General features: G+C 65.0%; 18 protein-coding genes and 1 riboswitch. Of the genes, 7 read left to right on the top strand and 11 right to left on the bottom strand.

The window, feature by feature from the left end:
* The 6 genes from U4Y90_RS02140 to thiC form a co-directional block, all read right to left on the bottom strand.
* On the bottom strand, positions 1-933 hold the full coding sequence (locus tag U4Y90_RS02140; RefSeq protein WP_321791724.1) for a DMT family transporter: 933 nt from the start codon (positions 931-933) through the stop codon (positions 1-3).
* 121 nt (positions 934-1,054) lie between these two features.
* Positions 1,055-2,656: an L-lactate permease gene (locus U4Y90_RS02135; RefSeq protein ID WP_321791722.1), complete on the bottom strand. Its 1,602-nt coding sequence runs from the start codon at positions 2,654-2,656 to the stop codon at positions 1,055-1,057.
* 229 nt (positions 2,657-2,885) lie between these two features.
* On the bottom strand, positions 2,886-3,014 hold the full coding sequence (locus U4Y90_RS02130) for a hypothetical protein (RefSeq protein ID WP_321791720.1): 129 nt from the start codon (positions 3,012-3,014) through the stop codon (positions 2,886-2,888).
* A gap of 274 nt (positions 3,015-3,288) precedes the next feature.
* Entirely contained in the window at positions 3,289-3,834 is a 546-nt protein-coding gene (locus U4Y90_RS02125; protein WP_321791718.1) for a hypothetical protein, read from the bottom strand.
* Between the two features lie 212 nt (positions 3,835-4,046).
* Positions 4,047-4,226, bottom strand: coding sequence for a glycine zipper 2TM domain-containing protein (locus U4Y90_RS02120; RefSeq protein ID WP_374728691.1), 180 nt, complete (start codon positions 4,224-4,226; stop codon positions 4,047-4,049).
* A gap of 292 nt (positions 4,227-4,518) precedes the next feature.
* Positions 4,519-6,450 carry a phosphomethylpyrimidine synthase ThiC gene (gene thiC / locus U4Y90_RS02115; protein ID WP_321791716.1) on the bottom strand — a complete coding sequence of 644 codons (1,932 nt, stop codon included), beginning with the start codon at positions 6,448-6,450 and terminating at the stop codon, positions 4,519-4,521.
* A 138-nt stretch (positions 6,451-6,588) separates the two neighbouring features.
* A riboswitch (TPP riboswitch) is annotated at positions 6,589-6,729 on the bottom strand.
* 242 nt (positions 6,730-6,971) lie between these two features.
* Here thiC and U4Y90_RS02110 point away from each other — a divergent pair.
* Complete coding sequence (locus tag U4Y90_RS02110; protein ID WP_321791714.1) at positions 6,972-7,913, top strand: EamA family transporter; 942 nt, start codon at positions 6,972-6,974, stop codon at positions 7,911-7,913.
* Between the two features lie 336 nt (positions 7,914-8,249).
* The gene (locus U4Y90_RS02105; protein WP_321791712.1) at positions 8,250-9,032 is read left to right on the top strand and encodes a DUF4397 domain-containing protein; all 783 of its coding nucleotides are present in this window, start codon (positions 8,250-8,252) and stop codon (positions 9,030-9,032) included.
* Between the two features lie 182 nt (positions 9,033-9,214).
* Here U4Y90_RS02105 and U4Y90_RS02100 read toward each other — a convergent pair whose 3' ends face one another.
* Both U4Y90_RS02100 and U4Y90_RS02095 read right to left on the bottom strand, forming a co-directional pair.
* Complete coding sequence (locus tag U4Y90_RS02100; protein WP_321791710.1) at positions 9,215-9,349, bottom strand: entericidin A/B family lipoprotein; 135 nt, start codon at positions 9,347-9,349, stop codon at positions 9,215-9,217.
* Positions 9,350-9,535: 186 nt separating this feature from the next.
* Positions 9,536-11,041, bottom strand: coding sequence for a sensor histidine kinase (locus U4Y90_RS02095; protein ID WP_321791708.1), 1,506 nt, complete (start codon positions 11,039-11,041; stop codon positions 9,536-9,538).
* Between the two features lie 149 nt (positions 11,042-11,190).
* Between U4Y90_RS02095 and U4Y90_RS02090 the strand changes: the two genes are divergently transcribed.
* The 5 genes from U4Y90_RS02090 (at position 11,191) to U4Y90_RS02070 (ending at position 13,564) form a co-directional block, all read left to right on the top strand.
* Entirely contained in the window at positions 11,191-11,367 is a 177-nt protein-coding gene (locus U4Y90_RS02090; RefSeq protein WP_074171271.1) for a DUF1328 domain-containing protein, read from the top strand.
* Between the two features lie 54 nt (positions 11,368-11,421).
* Entirely contained in the window at positions 11,422-11,583 is a 162-nt protein-coding gene (locus U4Y90_RS02085) for a DUF1328 family protein (RefSeq protein ID WP_016344888.1), read from the top strand.
* A 192-nt stretch (positions 11,584-11,775) separates the two neighbouring features.
* A complete protein-coding gene (locus U4Y90_RS02080) occupies positions 11,776-12,351 on the top strand; it encodes a ferritin-like domain-containing protein (RefSeq protein WP_321791701.1) in 576 nt (191 codons plus the stop codon).
* An 87-nt stretch (positions 12,352-12,438) separates the two neighbouring features.
* Positions 12,439-13,071 (top strand): response regulator transcription factor, encoded by a 633-nt coding sequence (locus U4Y90_RS02075; RefSeq protein WP_321791699.1) that lies wholly within the window; start codon positions 12,439-12,441, stop codon positions 13,069-13,071.
* Positions 13,072-13,123: 52 nt separating this feature from the next.
* Positions 13,124-13,564 carry a response regulator gene (locus U4Y90_RS02070; protein WP_321791697.1) on the top strand — a complete coding sequence of 147 codons (441 nt, stop codon included), beginning with the start codon at positions 13,124-13,126 and terminating at the stop codon, positions 13,562-13,564.
* Positions 13,565-13,568: 4 nt separating this feature from the next.
* On the opposite strand, the gene U4Y90_RS02065 is transcribed toward U4Y90_RS02070, so the two are convergent.
* The 3 genes from U4Y90_RS02065 to U4Y90_RS02055 form a co-directional block, all read right to left on the bottom strand.
* On the bottom strand, positions 13,569-14,765 hold the full coding sequence (locus tag U4Y90_RS02065; RefSeq protein WP_321791695.1) for an MFS transporter: 1,197 nt from the start codon (positions 14,763-14,765) through the stop codon (positions 13,569-13,571).
* Between the two features lie 65 nt (positions 14,766-14,830).
* A complete protein-coding gene (locus tag U4Y90_RS02060; protein ID WP_321791693.1) occupies positions 14,831-15,631 on the bottom strand; it encodes a phosphodiesterase in 801 nt (266 codons plus the stop codon).
* A gap of 36 nt (positions 15,632-15,667) precedes the next feature.
* Complete coding sequence (locus U4Y90_RS02055; RefSeq protein ID WP_321791691.1) at positions 15,668-16,024, bottom strand: hypothetical protein; 357 nt, start codon at positions 16,022-16,024, stop codon at positions 15,668-15,670.
* Positions 16,025-16,111 lie beyond the last annotated feature (87 nt).

Raw genomic sequence — 16,111 nt, 5'->3', positions numbered from 1 at the left:
TCACCGCGCGAGCTTGCGCCGTGCGGCGAACGGCACGCTTTTCACGACGCCCGTGGCGAGCGCGGTGCCTACGAGCACGATTGCGCAGCCGGCGAGCATCGCGAACGATACATGCTCGCCGAGAAAGAGCGCGCCCCACAGAATGCCGAAGAGCGGAATCACGAAGGTGACGGTCATGGCGCGCGCAGGGCCCGCCACCGCCACCAGATGAAAATAGATGAAGTACGCGATGCCCGTGCAGCCGATGCCGAGCGCGAGCACCGCGCCCCACGCGTGCGCCGAAACCGGCGCGGCGGGCCACGTGAGGAACGCGATCGGCGCGAGCGTGAGGGTCGCGCCGATCATGCTGCCGGCCGCGTTGGTCATCGCGTCGACGTCCATCAGGTACTTCTTCGCGAAGTTGCCCGCGACGCCGTACAGCGCCGAGGCCGCGAGCGCAGCGGCCGCGGCGAGCAGGCCTTGAACGGGCAGCGCGGCATCGTGGCCCGCGTGCTCCGGCGCAATCTGATTCCACACCAGCACCAGCACGCCCGCGAAACCGATGGCCATGCCGATCGTGCGCGCGGTCGTCAGGCGATCCTTGAGCCACAGGAAGGCGACGAGCGCGCCGAAAAGCGGCGTCGTCGCGTTGATGACGGACGTGGCGCCGGCGGACAGCGTCAACTCGGCATACGCGAAGAGGCAGAAGGGCGCGGCCGAGTTGAGAATGCCGACAACGAGCAGTTGCAGCCAGCGCTCGCGCAAGGTCGCGGCCGTGGCGGCGAACGGACGGCGCGAGAGGAGCATCGCGGTCAGGAACACAGCGCCGATGCCCACGCGCAAGGCCATCAGCGGCGCCACGCCGAACTCGGCGACGCCGACGCGAATGAAGAGAAACGACGCGCCCCACAGGGCGGCGAGCACGATCAGTTGCAGCAGATTGACAGGTGACATGGCAAGGCGGACTTCGGGTGCACATCGAAAGTCCGCGCATGTTAGCACCGCGCCCGTCTCGATAAAACGCCCGTCGAACGAAAGCGCAAGAAGCGGGAGACGAGCATGAGACAAGCGGCGGTCAATGCGGCGGGATCATCCACGTCAGCACGTTCTGCTGCAGCCACACGAGCACGCCGAGCACGATCGTGAGCAGGATCGAATGCTTGAAGGTGCGCGCGAAGACAAGGCCTTCCTTGCCCTTGAGCTCGGTCGTCGCCACGCCGGTCGAGATGTTTTGCGGCGAAATCATCTTGCCCATCACGCCGCCCGACGAGTTGGTCGCCGCCATCAGCACGGGATTGAGATTGAGCTGGTTCGCCGCGACCACCTGCAGATTGCCGAAGAGCGCGTTGCCCGACGTGTCGCTGCCGGACAGGAATACCGCCACCCAGCCGAGGAACGCGGACACGAGCGGAAAGAACGGCCCGACCGACGCCACGCCCAGACCCAGCGTGTAGTTCATGCCCGAGTAGTTCATCAGGTACGCGAGGCCGACGATGGTCGCCACCGTCAGAATGGCGATGCGCGTCTGCACCCACGTATCGACGATCGCCGCGCCGTATTCGCGCGCGGGCAGCTTCACCATGAGCGCGGTGATGATCGACGCCACCAGGATCGCGGTGCCGGTCGCGAGCGGCTGGAAGTCCCAGATCGCGCCGTAGGGCTGGTTGTAGAGCGTGATGTACACGGCCTTGTCGAGACCCGGCCACGCGACCTTGACGTCGCCGATCAGGAAGATCTTGAGCACCGTCCACACGATCACGACCACCGACACGACGATCCACGGCACCCATCCTTGGCCGCCCGGGATCGCCGAACGCGTGTCGCCGAGGCGCTCGACATTGACGGCGAAGCGCTCATCCGCGACCGGCTTCCACACCCGCAGGAACGCGATCGTCAGGATCAGCGAGACGAGCGACGAAAGCACGTCGGTGAGCGCGTAGCTGATGTAGTTCGACGTGACGAACTGCGTCAGCGCGAACGCGCCGCCCGAGACGAGCAGCACGGGCCAGACGCGCATCATGTTGCGAAAACCCGCGTAGATGCCGATCACATAGAAGGGCAGGAAGAACGCGAAGAACGGCAACTGGCGGCCGACCATTTTCGCGAGCGCATCGGTCGGCAGATGCGTGACGGCGCCGAGCACGGTGATCGGCACCCCGAGCGCGCCGAACGCGACCGGCGCCGTGTTGAAGATCAGCGTGAACGTCAGGGCTTCGAGCGTCGGGAAACCGAGCAGGATCAGCAGCGAGCTCGTGATCGCGATCGGCGTGCCGAAGCCCGAGATGCCTTCGAGCAGCGCGCCGAACGAGAAGCCGATCACGACGAGCACGATGCGCCGGTCGTTCGGCAGGTTGTCGACCATCCACAGGCGGAAAGCCTCGAAGCGCCCCGAGCGCTGCGCGACGTTGTAGAGCAGGATCGCGGCGAAGACGATCCACATGACGGGCCACAACGCGAACACGGCGCCGGCCGCGACCGAGTCGAGCGCGAGCCCGACCGGGAAATGCCAGCCCGCCACGGCGATGACGAGCGCGAGAATCAGCCCGGCGAGCGAGGCCTGCCACGCCGGGCGACGCGCCCAGCCGAGCAGCACGAGCACGAGGATGATCGGCAGCGCGGCGACGATGAAGGAAGCGAAAAGGGAATTGGCGATCGGGGTGAGCAGCTGATGGAACATCGAGTCTCCTTCGTCCTGTCATGAGCCGAAGCGGCGCAATGCGAAGCCGCGATGCGCGTGGAGTTCGATGTTCTGGAGCCGCAGGTCGCAGGCTTAAGCGAACGCATAACGCGCACACTAAGAATAGGGCGCGAACGGCCTGCGTCAAGGCTTGAATCTCCGCCGATTGCGGCAGCGACGTGGCGTGCGGGCGTCGCCGCTGCCGGCGGAGTATCGAAGAAAAGGGTGATCAGCCCTCGGCGATGGCGCTCGGCGCGCGCTCGTCGCGACCGGTGGATGGCGTCTGGCGGAACACCCACACAGTCAAAAGGCCGAGCGAGGCAAGCATCCACAGCAGAAAAAACACAAAGGCCATCATGTCCGATCCCCCGATACGGAAAGTGCGCCGGCGCTGAGCGCGAAAACCGCAACGCTCGTCGGCATTGCGGCGCGATTAGGGGAGATCGATAGCCAAAACCGTGCCAAACATCTGGCGAATAGTGGCGAAGCCTTGTCGGATAAGGAAAGTGCGCGGGCGCACAGTGGCGAATTTACGCGCGACGGCGTGCGTCGATCAGAAAATGTTGCAGCCGCGTTACGTGAGGGCGCGCAAAACGGCTTTCTGTCTCGTTTTGTGTAACGCGCTCGAACGGTTAGTGGCCGTGGCCGCCGCCTCCGCCGCCATGCCAGGCGCTGCCGCCACCGTGCCATCCGCCTCCGCCGCCATGCCACCCGCCGCCATGCCACCCGCCGCCATGCCACCCGCCGCCATGCCACCCGCCGCCACCGCCGTGCCATCCGTGACCCCAGCAGCAACCGCCGCCGCCCCAGTAGCCGAAGCTGAACGAGACGGCCGGATAGCCATATCCGTAACCGTAGCCGTAATAGGGATACCCGTAGTACGCGGCCGGATAATACGGGTAAGGGTACGGGTACGTCTGGTAGTAGTCCGAGTAAGGCGATCCGACGGCGTATTCATACTGCGGCGGCAGCGTCGCGGATGACGCGGTGTTGGCTGCGGTGCCCGAAGCGGGCAGCGCGAATTCCCGCTGCGTATAGGTCGTGCCGACGACCGGAGCAGGCGGATAAGCCGGATAGGCCGGATACCCATAAGGGTAATAACACCCGCTGAGAAGAAGCCCGACGGCGAGCGCGGCGGCGGCCGTTCTGGGTCCGGAAATACTGCGGGCGGCAATCATGATGCGGCTCCTTGCGCTGCGGCTAGCCGGACTCTTGGAGGGGTTTCGAAGCGAAGGGTCCGTTAATAAACAGCTTAGCCGAACGAGGCGAGGGCGGCGGCCGGCGAGATGCTACAAAACATCTAGGAGTGCGCCTTTTTGTAACAAAAATGAAACGATGAGATGTTTCGGGCGGGGAACTGCGTCCGTTCCGTCGCCCGATGGCTGATTCGCTACTTGCCGACCTGATTGCCGATGACGCCGCCGACCGCCGCGCCGCCCAGGGTCGAAAGCGCGCTGCCGCCGATCACCGCTCCGCCGGCCGCGCCGACGCCGGCGCCGATGGCGGTATCCCGTTGACGCGTGGTCATGTCGCCGCAAGCGGTCAATCCTCCCAGAAACGCAACGACCATTGCAGCGGCGCCGATCTGTTTGATGTTTTTCATGTCGACTCTCCAATTCGATGACGAGATGAATCGGCTGGGGTTCGGCCGCGCCGAGGAAAGGCGCGGTGCGACCGTTTCTGCGTTGGCCAACCAGGCCGCTACGGTTTTCGCCGGTTCATTCGCACGTCAGCAGGAACGATGCCCGAATGATCGGATCAACCGCCCATTCAAGCCCGACAAGGCTTTGCGCCCGATGCGCGTGGAAAAACGGCCTGTCGCACATGGATTGCGACAGGCCGTTGTCAGCAAGCAAGAAGGATCACGTCGGCTGATAGATCTCCGAGCCCTTCTTTACGAACTCGATCGCCTTCGTCTCCATGCCCTTGGCGAGCGCCTCGGTCTCGCTGACGCCCTGCTTCGCGGCGAAGTCGCGCACGTCCTGCGTGATCTTCATCGAGCAGAAGTGCGGGCCGCACATCGAGCAAAAATGCGCGACTTTGGCGGAGTCTTTCGGCAGCGTTTCGTCGTGGAACTCGCGCGCCTTGTCCGGATCGAGGCCGAGATTGAACTGGTCTTCCCAGCGGAACTCGAAACGCGCCTTGGAGAGCGCGTTGTCGCGCACCTGCGCGCCCGGATGACCCTTCGCCAGATCGGCCGCGTGCGCCGCGAGCTTGTAGGTGATGATGCCTTCCTTCACGTCGTCCTTGTTCGGCAGGCCGAGATGCTCCTTCGGCGTGACGTAGCAGAGCATCGCGGTGCCGAACCAGCCGATCATCGCGGCGCCGATGCCGGACGTGATGTGGTCGTAGCCCGGCGCGATGTCGGTCGTGAGCGGTCCGAGCGTGTAGAACGGCGCTTCGTCGCACCATTCCAGCTGCAGGTCCATGTTTTCCTTGATGAGCTGCATCGGCACGTGGCCGGGGCCTTCGATCATCACCTGCACGTCGTGCTTCCACGCGATCTGCGTGAGTTCGCCGAGCGTCTTGAGCTCGCCCAGTTGCGCTTCGTCGTTGGCGTCGTAGATGGAGCCGGGGCGCAGGCCGTCGCCGAGCGAGAACGAGACATCGTATTGCTTCATGATTTCGCAGATGTCTTCGAAGTGCTCGTAGATGAAGCTTTCCTTGTGATGCGCGAGGCACCATTTCGCCATGATCGAGCCGCCGCGCGACACGATGCCCGTCATGCGATTCGCGGTCAGCGGCACGTATTGCAGACGCACGCCGGCGTGGATCGTGAAGTAGTCGACGCCTTGCTCGGCTTGCTCGATCAGCGTGTCGCGGAAGATTTCCCACGTGAGGTCTTCGGCCTTTCCGTTGACCTTTTCCAGCGCCTGATAGATCGGCACCGTGCCGATCGGCACCGGCGAGTTGCGGATGATCCACTCGCGCGTTTCGTGAATGTGCTTGCCGGTCGACAGATCCATCACCGTGTCGCCGCCCCAGCGGATCGCCCAGGTCATCTTGTCGACTTCCTCGCCGATCGACGACGTCACCGCCGAATTGCCGATGTTCGCGTTGATCTTCACGAGGAAGTTCCGGCCGATGATCATCGGCTCGCTTTCCGGGTGATTGATGTTCGCCGGGATGATCGCGCGGCCGCGCGCCACTTCCTCGCGCACGAATTCCGGCGTGATCTCCTTCAACGCGTCCTTGCCGAACGCAGCCGCGCCGAAGGCCTGGCCGGGATGCTGGCGGCCCATCATGTTCGCGAGCTTTTCGCCGTTGGGGCCGCTGTTGCGCAGGCTTTCGAGATATTCGGCGCGCCGCTGATTCTCGCGAATCGCGATGTACTCCATCTCCGGCGTGACGATGCCTTGTCGCGCGTAATGCATCTGCGAGACGTTCTTGCCGTCGAGCGCGCGGCGCGGCTTGCGATGCAGGCCGGGGAAGCGCAGTTCGGCGGTTTTCGGATCGGCGGCGCGCTCGCGGCCGAAATCGCTCGACAGACCGCTCAGTTCCTCCGTGTCGCCACGCTTTTCGATCCACGCGCCGCGCAGTGCGGGCAGGCCCGAGCGGATATCGATGTTCGCGTCCGGGTCGGTGTACAGGCCGGACGTGTCGTACACGTAGACCGGCGGATTCTTTTCGCCGCCGAAGCCGTCGGGCGTGTCCGATTGCGTGATCTCGCGCATCGGCACGCGGATGTCGGGCGTCGAGCCGGTCACGTAGACCTTGCGCGAGTTCGGCAGCGGCGCGATGGCGGCGGCATCGACGACAGCGTTTTCGGACAGAAACTTCGGATTGGCATTCATGTGCTGTCTCTCCTGTAGGGATGGTTTATTTGCCGACGCGCGGACGAACGCCGCCGAACTCGGCCGATTCAGGAGCTAAACAGGGAGGAACGAGATGGAAAGGTACGGGTTCGGTAGAAGTGGCGCGGATGCTGCGGACCGTGGAACCCGAACGCTTCCCTGCGCTGGCATTATCCAGATCAGGTTCAAAGGGTATTTCTCACCCACGCCACACGAAGCGATTCCGTCGAACCAACGATCGAAACCGCGATGTGCAACGCAGGACCCCCGCGTTAGCAGCCGACACGTTACACCGGGGCGTGGCGTCTTGGCAACCATTCGTAAAGTTGTGCGACTGCTTTCGGCGCTTACTGCATAATGGCGGGCGCCGCGGATTTCCGGGTTTTCCCGGGGATCGCGCGGTCTGTCCTCGCGCAATCGCACTTCTCCGTTCCGTCATGTCGTTCAGTCTGGTTTCCGCCGTCGCGTATTCCCCGGTCTTGCCTGCAATCGTCCGGCGCGCAGCCGTCGCGGAGTAATGCATGTCCGCTCTGCCTCCGCCGCGCCTGCCGTTCAGCTTCCCTGACCGTTTCCCGTTTCGCGCGCCGCGCTCCTTCAAAGGGCAGGTCGCGCTCGCGCTGACGGTCGTGTATCTCGTGTGGGGATCGACGTATCTCGGCATCCATCTCGCGCTCGAATCGTTTCCGCCGCTCATGCTCGGCGGTCTGCGCAATCTGTTCGCCGGCATCGGGTTGTTCGCGATCGCCGTGCATCGCAAGGCGGCGTGGCCGAGCGCGCGCGAAGTGCGCAATGCGGCGATCGTCGGCACGTTGCTGGAAGGGCTGTCGAGCGGGATGATGGCCTACGGCATGCGCACGGTGGGAACCGGCACGGCTGCCGTGATGGTCGCCACGGTGCCGCTCTTCGCGACGATCTTCGCCGCGCTCGCGGGCCGCAGCGTCGCGAAGGGCGAATGGTTCGCGGTGGCGCTCGGATTGATCGGCATCGTGTTGCTGAATCACGGCGACCCTTCGCCGAGTTCCACGGCCGGCACGCTGGCGATCCTGTGCGCCGCGATCTTCTGGGCAGGCGGCGCGCATCTGGCGACGCGCCTGCCGCAGCCTTCCGATCTGCTGATGTCGACGGCGCTGCAAATCGGACTGGGCGGACTGATCGCGACGGCCATCGCGCTCGCGTCGGGCGAACGGCTCGGGCATGTCGGCGTCGGCGCGGGATTTTCGTTCGTCTATCTCGTGGTGATCGGTTCGATGGCCGCGTATGTCGCGTACAACTTCCTGATCCGCAATACGAGCACGATCGTCGCGACGAGCTGTCTCTATGTGAATCCGGTCGTCGCTGTGATGCTCGGAGCATTGCTGCTCGGCGAAATCGTCACGCAGTGGACCGTCATCGCGACGGTCGTCATTCTGCTTTCCGTCGGGCTCTCCTTCTGGTTCGACTATCGGCGGCGCGGGCTCCTCTGAGCACGCCTTTCTTGCAACAAGCGCTTCCGCCGGACTACGGCCTGCATCTCACGACGCAGCGCCGTGCAACCCGCTTTCCACCTCTCGAGCGATTCCTCTAACGAATCCGAAGCACCCGCCGCACAAGGCTCGGCGGGTTATTCGCGGCTTCACCGCACCATCGCGGGGCATGCCCATTGCTGAACGCCGACGCCCCATCGGCGGTGTGTTCGTGCCGACAGGCGAAAAAGAATCGGGGCCGGCGACTCAAACGCGTGCGAAGTCTCGCGGAGGTCGGATCGTCCGGACCCGGATGACGAGGTGGTCGATCAAATCAAAATAAGGGAAGGTGGAACCATGAAGCTCATCCGCACTGCTGCCGCGCTTGCCGCCGTCGCCTCATTGCTCTCCGCTTGCGGCGGAAGCTCCGACGACGTGGGCAAGGAAATCGGCGTCACTCAGCCGCAGGTTCATTTCATCCACGCGATTCCGAGCGGGCCGAACGTCGACTTCTACGACAACAGCAAGATCCTGCAGCCCAACCTCGCGTACAAGGCGGTGACCAACTTCGCGAACATCGACACCGGCCAGCACAACTTCTCCTACGCGGCCGTCAACACGACGACGCAGCTCGCCACCGACACGAGCATCTCGAACGCGGCGAAAGGGCATGAGTACACGGTGATCGCGCTGCCGGACGCGGGCTTCGTGCCGTCGATCGCGGTCATCGACGATCCGTTCGACAAGGGCCTGCTATCGGGCAGCGCGCGGGTGCGTGCGTTCAACGCATCGACGAACGCGCCGAACCTCGACATCTATCTCGTCGCGCCGAACACGAACATCTCGACAGTCAGTCCGACGATGGCGGGCGTCGCCTACAAGAACGCCGTGCCCGCGACGACGCAGGATTCGATCTACGTATCGGGCGGCACCTATCAGCTCATCGCGACGCTGCCGGGCTCGAAGACGCCGGTCTACCGATCGGCCTCGTTCGATCTCGTCAACAACGCGGACTGGCTCGTGACGACGCTGCCTTCGGGGAATGCAGCATCGCAACTGGTGCCGGAGAAGATTCGCGTGCTGGTCGCGCAGGGCGGCAACACGCAGCAGCCGGCGCTGGAATTGCCCGATACGCAGTGATCTGAAGCGCCTTCAAATGCGAAGCCCGGCCGGGTTGAAACGGCCGGGTTTTTTTGCGCCTCGCGCAACGGGCGACGACGAAAAAATCCCGCCACGCGAGCGTGGCGGGAAGACAGGGAACTACATCAACGCTATGGAACGCCCGAGCGGGAACGCCGCGATATCGCGGCGCGCCTCGCGTGTTACTTGTGCTGCTCCGCGGAGTTCGTGATGGCCTGGCCACCCTTCGAGATGTCCTGACCGGCTCCCGAAACGGTATTGCAGCCTGCGAGAGCCGCCGTGCCAGCGATGAGCAGTAGAGCGATGAGTCGACTCATGTGTTTTCCCCTTGGAGTTGAAATGCGTGACAGGAATCGGTTCGCGCATCGTTTCTGGTTGACGGACGCCGATTCGACGCCCGGCCTTACCGGTGTGGTCAATCATAAAAAAGCGCACGCTTACAGGCTGTAGGTACGCGTGCGATTTTCGTGTCGGCGGCGTCCGCATTTCGTGTCGGCGTCGTCCTACGCGCAAGCCTCGCCGATGGACGCATCGGCGCTGCGCTCGCGCGGCATCGACACGCTGATCGCCGTGCCGTGCGGCGACACGCGCTCGATCTCGAAGCGTCCGCCGCGCGCCGACACGCGCTGGCGCATGCCGACGAGCCCATGCGTCTGCGTGCGCTTCAGATCCTGCGGCCGGATGCCGATGCCGTCGTCGGTGATCGAGAGCGACACGCTGTCTTCATCGACGGTCAGCGCGACGCGGATGCGCTTCGCGTGCGCATATTTCGCCGCGTTCGTCAGCGTTTCCTGCGCGACCCGGAAGAGCGCGATCTCGATCGCCTCGCCGAGCTTCACGTCCTCGCCCGGCAGATCGAATTCGACGCTCCAGCCGTTGCGTTGCGCGGCTTCGTCGGCGAGCGATCGCAGCGCGGTCACGAGGCCGAAATTGGCGAGCACCGTCGGCCGCATGTCCTCGATGATGCGCCGCTTCAGCGCGATGCCCTGATCCAGATTGCCGAGCGCGCGCGCGAGTTTCTCGGCCATCGCGGGCTCGGCGTCCTTCAGCTTGCCGCGCACCCATGCGACATCCATCTTGCTCGCCGTGAGGATCGAGCCGAGCTCGTCGTGCAGTTCGCGCGCGAGCTCGGTCTTTTCGTTCTCGCTGACCGATTGCAAGTGCCACGCGAGCGCTTCGAGCTGACGGGTGCGCGCGAACACGAGCTGATCGAGCTCTTCCTGCTGCGTGATGAGCGCCTTCTGCACGCGCGCCTGCTTGTCGAGCTGAATGCCGAGATTGCGAAAGAGCAGGATGAACAACACGATATTGAGCGCGCACAACGCGGCGACGCAGAGCGTGGAGATGCGCTGATCGGCGCGGCTCGCGTCGAGCGCGTGCTGTGCGCGCTGCTCCTCGTTCAGACGCAATAGCGACAGCGCCGCGTCCAGGGTGGCGCTCGTCTCCGGCGGCGGCAGGGCGAGCGCGCTTGCGCGGGCGGCGGCGTCCCTGGACGGATCGGCGAGGCGCACCGTGCCTTGCGCGATTTCATCATCGGCGGCGGCGCGGATTTGCGCGAAGCTCGCGAGCGCGGTGTCGTCGCCGATGCGCCGGTAATACGCATCGAGCGATGCCAGCGTGCGCCGCACGCGCTCGGCCGTCTCCGTGAAATGAGCCTGATACGCATCGTCTGCCTTCAGCGCGAAGCCGCGTTCGTCGGCGGTGAGCGTGGCGATGTCGGCGGCGAGCATCGAGAGCTGCGCGGTCGCGCCCTTTGCGTCGAGCGCGGTTTCGTATTCCGACGCGATGCGCATCCGTCCCGATTCCAGAATCACGAGACCGCCGACCGTGATGACGATCGCGACCGTCATCGCCACCGCCCAGCTATAGCGGCGCATCCATTCGTTGAAACGCGCGGCGCGGCGCGCGATGCCTTTCGGCGCGGGCGGCATGACGGGTTCGTCGGCGGCGAAAGACGGCGCGTCGTCGGGCAGGATCGTCGGTATCGCGGTGGGCGGTACGTGGCTCATGGTGTCGGTCGTCCGGCGTTTCACTTCGAGCAGCCGATTTGAAAGCGAGTGTCGGTGGATTCCCACAGCAAAAAAGGAGCCTGCCCGAATGCGCGCTGTGAGACGCATGGCTACGATGGTTCCGTCATCCATTCATACGGGGAACGATCATGCTAAAGTGGGCATTGTTTTTCGCGATCGTGGCCGTGATCGCGGGCGTGCTGGGGTTCACGGGCGTCGCCGCCGGCGCCGCGGCCATCGCCAAATTCCTGTTCGTGCTGTTCCTGATCCTGTGCGTCGTGTTTCTCGTGCTCGGCTTCGTCATTACTAAAAAGGCGATCGATTAGCGCCGGCGCGCACGCATCGACAACACGTTTTCAACAATTCCGGAAGGAGGTCACATGCTTCACTACGCTGCCGTCTTCTTCGTCATCGCCATCATCGCGGCCGTGTTCGGTTTTACGGGCATCGCGGCCGGCGCGGCGGAAATCGCGAAGATTCTTTTCTTCATTTTCCTCGTCGTGTTCGTGGTCACTCTGCTGCTCGGCGTGTTCCGAACGTGATGTCCGTCCGGGCGAAAGCCATGAGCCATCAAGCCGCGCGTGGTTTTCACGACCGTCGCGCGGTTTTTTCGAGGGGTCAGGCATGGTGCATGCATCGGAGCTTCTGATTGGATAGCAAGGCACTATGCCCGCCGCTGGCAAAAGCCTGCTCCAGCGAAACGTCATCTCACCCATCACAGAGGAGCGAACCAAATGTCCAAATCGTCTGCTGTAAAGGCTGCGCCGAGTCAATCCAAGGACGCCTTCGTTCTCGATGTCGAGAAAATTCGCGCCGATGCGCGGCAGCACATGGACGAAGGCGCGGTCACGACCGGCTACGGCGCCGACCGGGAAACGGTGCTGAAGCTGCTCAATGACTCGCTCGCCACCGAAATCGTCTGCACGCTGCGCTACAAGCGCCACTATTTCATGGCGAAGGGCATCCATTCGGAAGCCGTCGCGCAGGAGTTTCTGGAGCACGCGAACGAGGAGCAGCAGCACGCCGATACGCTCGCCGAGCGCATCGTGCAACTCGGCGGCGCGCCGAATTTCGCGCCCGATGGTCTCTCGTCGCGCTCGCATTCCGAGTACAGCGAAGGCAAGGACCTGATCGACATGATTCGCGAGAACCTGATCGCGGAGCGGATCGCGATCGACACGTATCGCGAGATCATCCGCTATCTCGGCGACAAGGATGTCACGACGCGGCGCATCTTCGAGGACATTCTGGCCGTCGAGGAAGAGCACGCCGACGACATGGCCGATCTGCTGGAAGGCCGCAACGGTTAAGGACGATGCCGCCGGGCGCGCGCCCGGCGTCTGCACAAAATGGCCGATCAACTACTACAAGAGCCGCCGGCCGCGCGGACGACGCGAATGATCCGAGTCCTGATAGCCGACGACCATGCGATCGTGCGCAGCGGGTTCCGGCAGTTCGTCGCGGACGAGCCCGACATGGAAGTCGCCGCCGAAGCCGCCACCGGCGACGAAGCCATCGCGCTCGTGCGCGCGCAGGCGTTCGATGTCGTCTTGCTCGACATCGCGATGCCTGACAAGAACGGCGTCGACACCTTGCGCGTGATCAAGCAGATCCGCCCGGAGCAGGGCGTGCTGATGCTCTCGGGCTTTCCGGAGAGTCAGTACGCGATCAGCCTGCTGAAGGCGGGCGCGAGCGGTTATCTGAACAAGGATGCCGCACCCGATGAAATCGTCCGCGCGATCCGCACGGTCGCGCGCGGGCATCGCTATTTGTCGGAGTTCATCGCGGATGCGCTCGCCGACAAGCTCGACAAGCCCGCCGCCGAACGGCCGCACGAAATGCTGTCGAAGCGCGAGTTCCAGATCTTTTGCAAGCTCGCGGGCGGCCGCATTCCGACGGAAATCGCGCAAGAGCTGCATCTGTCGGTGAAGACGGTGAGCACGTATCGCGCGCGCGTGCTCGAAAAGATGCGACTCTCCAACAACGCCGACCTCACGTATTACGCGATCAAGAACGGCCTGATCGAATAGCAGGCAGCGCGCTGTTCGAAATTCGCGAGAGCATTGCCGGAGGGCGCCCGCCGTGGGCAATCAGATCACCACAGACGACCGGAGCGAGCAGCCGGGCGCGCGGAAGATGCCGCTCGCGGTGCTGCTGATCGAGGATTCGCCGCTGATTCGCCGCAGCCTGACCGAGGCGATCGAAGCGCTCGGCCCGTGGCGCGTGACCGCGTTCGCCGATGCGCCGGACGATGCCATCGCGCTGCTGTCGTCGCAGTCGTTCGACGCGGTGATCGTCGATCTGCAACTGAAGCGCGGCTCGGGCATCGACGTGCTCGCGTGGCTCGAAGCGTGCGGCGCGCAGCGCTCGCCGGGCGCTTTCGTCGCGGTGCTCACCAATCACGCGCTGCCGACCTATCGCGAGCGCTGCCTGCAATACGGCGTTCGGCACTTCTTCGATAAATCGCTCGAATTCGATCGCGTGCTCGACGCGATGCACGATTACGCGCGTGCGCGAGGCTGAAGCGCTAGCGCCGCTCACGCCCGCGCCAGTGGCTGATCGCCGCGAGCCCCGCCGCCGCCAGACCGGCTAAACAGACGCCCGTCCAGCCCATTGCCTGCCACGCGAGCGATGCGGTCCCCGATCCCAGCGCCCCGCCGATGAAATACGCGACCATGTAGACCGTGTTCACGCGGCTGCGGGCTTCGGGCTCGAGCGCGTAGATGCGCGACTGGTTCGAGATCTGCGCCGCCTGCACGCCGACATCGAGCACGATCACGCCGACGACCAGCCCCGCGATGCTCTTCGCCGAGAGCGCGAACACGACGAACGACAGCGCGACGAGCCCGATGCACAGCGAGATGACGGCGCGCGGGCCGCGCTTGTCGGCGGATTTGCCGGCGAGCGGCGCGGCGAGTGCCCCCGCCGCGCCGACGATGCCGAACAGGCCCGCCGCCTGCGGACCCATGTGAAAGGGCTCGCCCGCGAGCAGCAGCGTCAGCACCGACCAGAAGATGCTGAATGCGGCGAAGAGCGCGCCGCCGGTCAGCGCCGCCTCGCGCAGCGCGCGGTTTCGCACCGTCAGATGCCACATCGAGGCGAGCAGTTTGCCGTAGCTGAGCGTCGAGGTCGGCCGGCTCTTCGGCAGCCGTGCGATCACGACTATCGCCAGTGCAATCGTCGCGAGCACCGAGGCGCCGAATACCGCGCGCCAGCCGAAGTATTCCGCGACGAAGCCGGACACCGTGCGCGCGAGCAGGATGCCGAGCAGGAGCCCGCTCATCACCGTGCCGACGGCGTGGCCGCGCTCGGCGGCGGGCGCGAGCTCGGCGGCGAAGGGCACGGCCTGCTGCGCGATCGTCGCGACGATGCCGATCGCGAGGCTCGCCGCGATCAGCACCACGAGCGTCGGCGCGCTCGCCGCGGCCACGAGCGATGCGCCGAGCGCCGCGAGTTGCAGCAGGATCAGCAGACGCCGGTCGAACCGGTCGCCGAGCGGCGCGAGCACGAGCATGCCGAGCGCGTAGCCGAGTTGCGTCGAAGCGGGCACGGCGCCGATCAGCCAGGCGCTGTCGGGGAAACTCGCGCGAAAGTCGCCGAGCAGCGGCTGATTGAAGTAGATATTCGCGACCGACAGGCCCGCGATCGTCGCGAGCAGCAACAGCGTGGCGCGCGAGTAGTGCGGATGGCGCGCCGGAGGATTCGATTGCGACGAAGCGGGCATGGACCGAAGGCGATTGAGACCAGCCGCCGATCATACTGAAGACGCGTGCGCGCCGCAGCGCGCCGTCAGAAAGGCTGCGGCCCGCCGCCCTGGTCGACGCTCACGCAGTGCGTGACGAGGCCGAGACCGGCGCGCCACAGATGCAGTCCGAATGCAGGCGGTTCCATGACGAACGCGTCCGGACTGTCGGGTTTCAGTTGCAATGCGACCTGATGCGCCGTCGACGGCGCGCACCATACGATCGTGCCGCCGAAGCGCGCGCTGATCGCACGATGCACGTGACCGCACACGATGCGCTCGACATTCGGATGACGCTGCACGAGCGCCTCGAGCGCGCGGCTGTCGTCGGGCGCGAGGCGGATCGCGTCCATGAAGCCGATGCCGCACGCGATCGGCGGATGATGCATGCCGATCATGACCGGCCTGTCGCGGCATGCGTCGAGCTGCGCTTCGAGCCAGGCGAGGCGCGTCGGGCAGAGGCGGCCCGCGCCGGAACCGGGATCGAGCGTGTCGAGCGCGATCACGCGGACTTCGGCGACGTCGAATGCGTATTGCAGAAAACCGTCAGCGCCCGCGAGTTCGGGGCGATCGCCGAACACCGCGCGCAGATTCGCGCGATCGTCGTGATTGCCGGGGATCGCGCGCCACGGCATCGCGAGCGTGTCGAGCAGCGCGCGCAGATGCCGATATTCGTCGATGCCGCCCGCATCGACGAGATCGCCGGTGACGAGCACGGCGTCAGGGCGCGGATCGAGCGCGTTGATGACGCCGATCGCGCGGGCGAGATACGCGGCCGTATCGACGCGGCCGTAGGCGAGCGTGCCCGGCGGCGTGATGTGCAGATCGCTGATCTGGGCGAGCAGCATGCGCGTGGATCTCCTCGTTGCGGAGAGTTTGCTGGCTTATTCGTCGGATGCGGCGACCGGCGGCTTCGGCGCGAGCTTCGCAGGGACGAGCCATTGGAAGCCGGTCATCGAGGTTTCGCTGAACGTGCATTCGGCGGCCGCGGACACCGGCGCCGGTTTGGTGGCCGGAGGCTTCGGCGGATTCTGGATCGTGCCGTGCACGATCACCCGCGAGCCATGATAACTCGCGCCGGAACCGGTGATTTTCAACGGCGCGCTGGCGGCGTCGGGATAGTCGGCGCGCATCTTGTCCTTGCAGGCTTCGACGTTCTTGTAATACGACGTGCAGCCGGCGAGGTAAGCGAGCGGAATCGTGAGCAGGACGAGCAGCAGATGGCGGGTGCGATGGTTCATCGGTGAATTCGGTCAGTCCCCGCTGCGGCGGGGTGCGCCGCGGCGGGATGTGGTCGGGCGGAGCTTTATAACACGCGTGCCGCAGTG

The organism is Caballeronia sp. J97 (assembly GCF_905220305.1).
Lineage (GTDB): Bacteria > Pseudomonadota > Gammaproteobacteria > Burkholderiales > Burkholderiaceae > Caballeronia.
The sequence above is the reverse complement of the archived record's forward strand: the minus strand, read 5'-3'. Positions and strand labels throughout refer to the sequence as shown.

Excerpts from the sequence above, each read along its gene's own strand:
- U4Y90_RS02140 (WP_321791724.1), bottom strand. The coding sequence starts at position 933 with ATGTCACCTGTCAATCTGCTGCAACTGATCGTGCTCGCCGCCCTGTGG.
- U4Y90_RS02135 (WP_321791722.1), bottom strand. The coding sequence starts at position 2,656 with ATGTTCCATCAGCTGCTCACCCCGATCGCCAATTCCCTTTTCGCTTCC.
- U4Y90_RS02130 (WP_321791720.1), bottom strand. The coding sequence starts at position 3,014 with ATGATGGCCTTTGTGTTTTTTCTGCTGTGGATGCTTGCCTCGCTCGGC.
- U4Y90_RS02125 (WP_321791718.1), bottom strand. The coding sequence starts at position 3,834 with ATGATTGCCGCCCGCAGTATTTCCGGACCCAGAACGGCCGCCGCCGCG.
- U4Y90_RS02120 (WP_374728691.1), bottom strand. The coding sequence starts at position 4,226 with ATGGTCGTTGCGTTTCTGGGAGGATTGACCGCTTGCGGCGACATGACC.
- thiC (WP_321791716.1), bottom strand. The coding sequence starts at position 6,450 with ATGAATGCCAATCCGAAGTTTCTGTCCGAAAACGCTGTCGTCGATGCC.
- U4Y90_RS02110 (WP_321791714.1), top strand. The coding sequence starts at position 6,972 with ATGTCCGCTCTGCCTCCGCCGCGCCTGCCGTTCAGCTTCCCTGACCGT.
- U4Y90_RS02105 (WP_321791712.1), top strand. The coding sequence starts at position 8,250 with ATGAAGCTCATCCGCACTGCTGCCGCGCTTGCCGCCGTCGCCTCATTG.
- U4Y90_RS02100 (WP_321791710.1), bottom strand. The coding sequence starts at position 9,349 with ATGAGTCGACTCATCGCTCTACTGCTCATCGCTGGCACGGCGGCTCTC.
- U4Y90_RS02095 (WP_321791708.1), bottom strand. The coding sequence starts at position 11,041 with ATGAGCCACGTACCGCCCACCGCGATACCGACGATCCTGCCCGACGAC.
- U4Y90_RS02090 (WP_074171271.1), top strand. The coding sequence starts at position 11,191 with ATGCTAAAGTGGGCATTGTTTTTCGCGATCGTGGCCGTGATCGCGGGC.
- U4Y90_RS02085 (WP_016344888.1), top strand. The coding sequence starts at position 11,422 with ATGCTTCACTACGCTGCCGTCTTCTTCGTCATCGCCATCATCGCGGCC.
- U4Y90_RS02080 (WP_321791701.1), top strand. The coding sequence starts at position 11,776 with ATGTCCAAATCGTCTGCTGTAAAGGCTGCGCCGAGTCAATCCAAGGAC.
- U4Y90_RS02075 (WP_321791699.1), top strand. The coding sequence starts at position 12,439 with ATGATCCGAGTCCTGATAGCCGACGACCATGCGATCGTGCGCAGCGGG.
- U4Y90_RS02065 (WP_321791695.1), bottom strand. The coding sequence starts at position 14,765 with ATGCCCGCTTCGTCGCAATCGAATCCTCCGGCGCGCCATCCGCACTAC.
- U4Y90_RS02060 (WP_321791693.1), bottom strand. The coding sequence starts at position 15,631 with ATGCTGCTCGCCCAGATCAGCGATCTGCACATCACGCCGCCGGGCACG.
- U4Y90_RS02055 (WP_321791691.1), bottom strand. The coding sequence starts at position 16,024 with ATGAACCATCGCACCCGCCATCTGCTGCTCGTCCTGCTCACGATTCCG.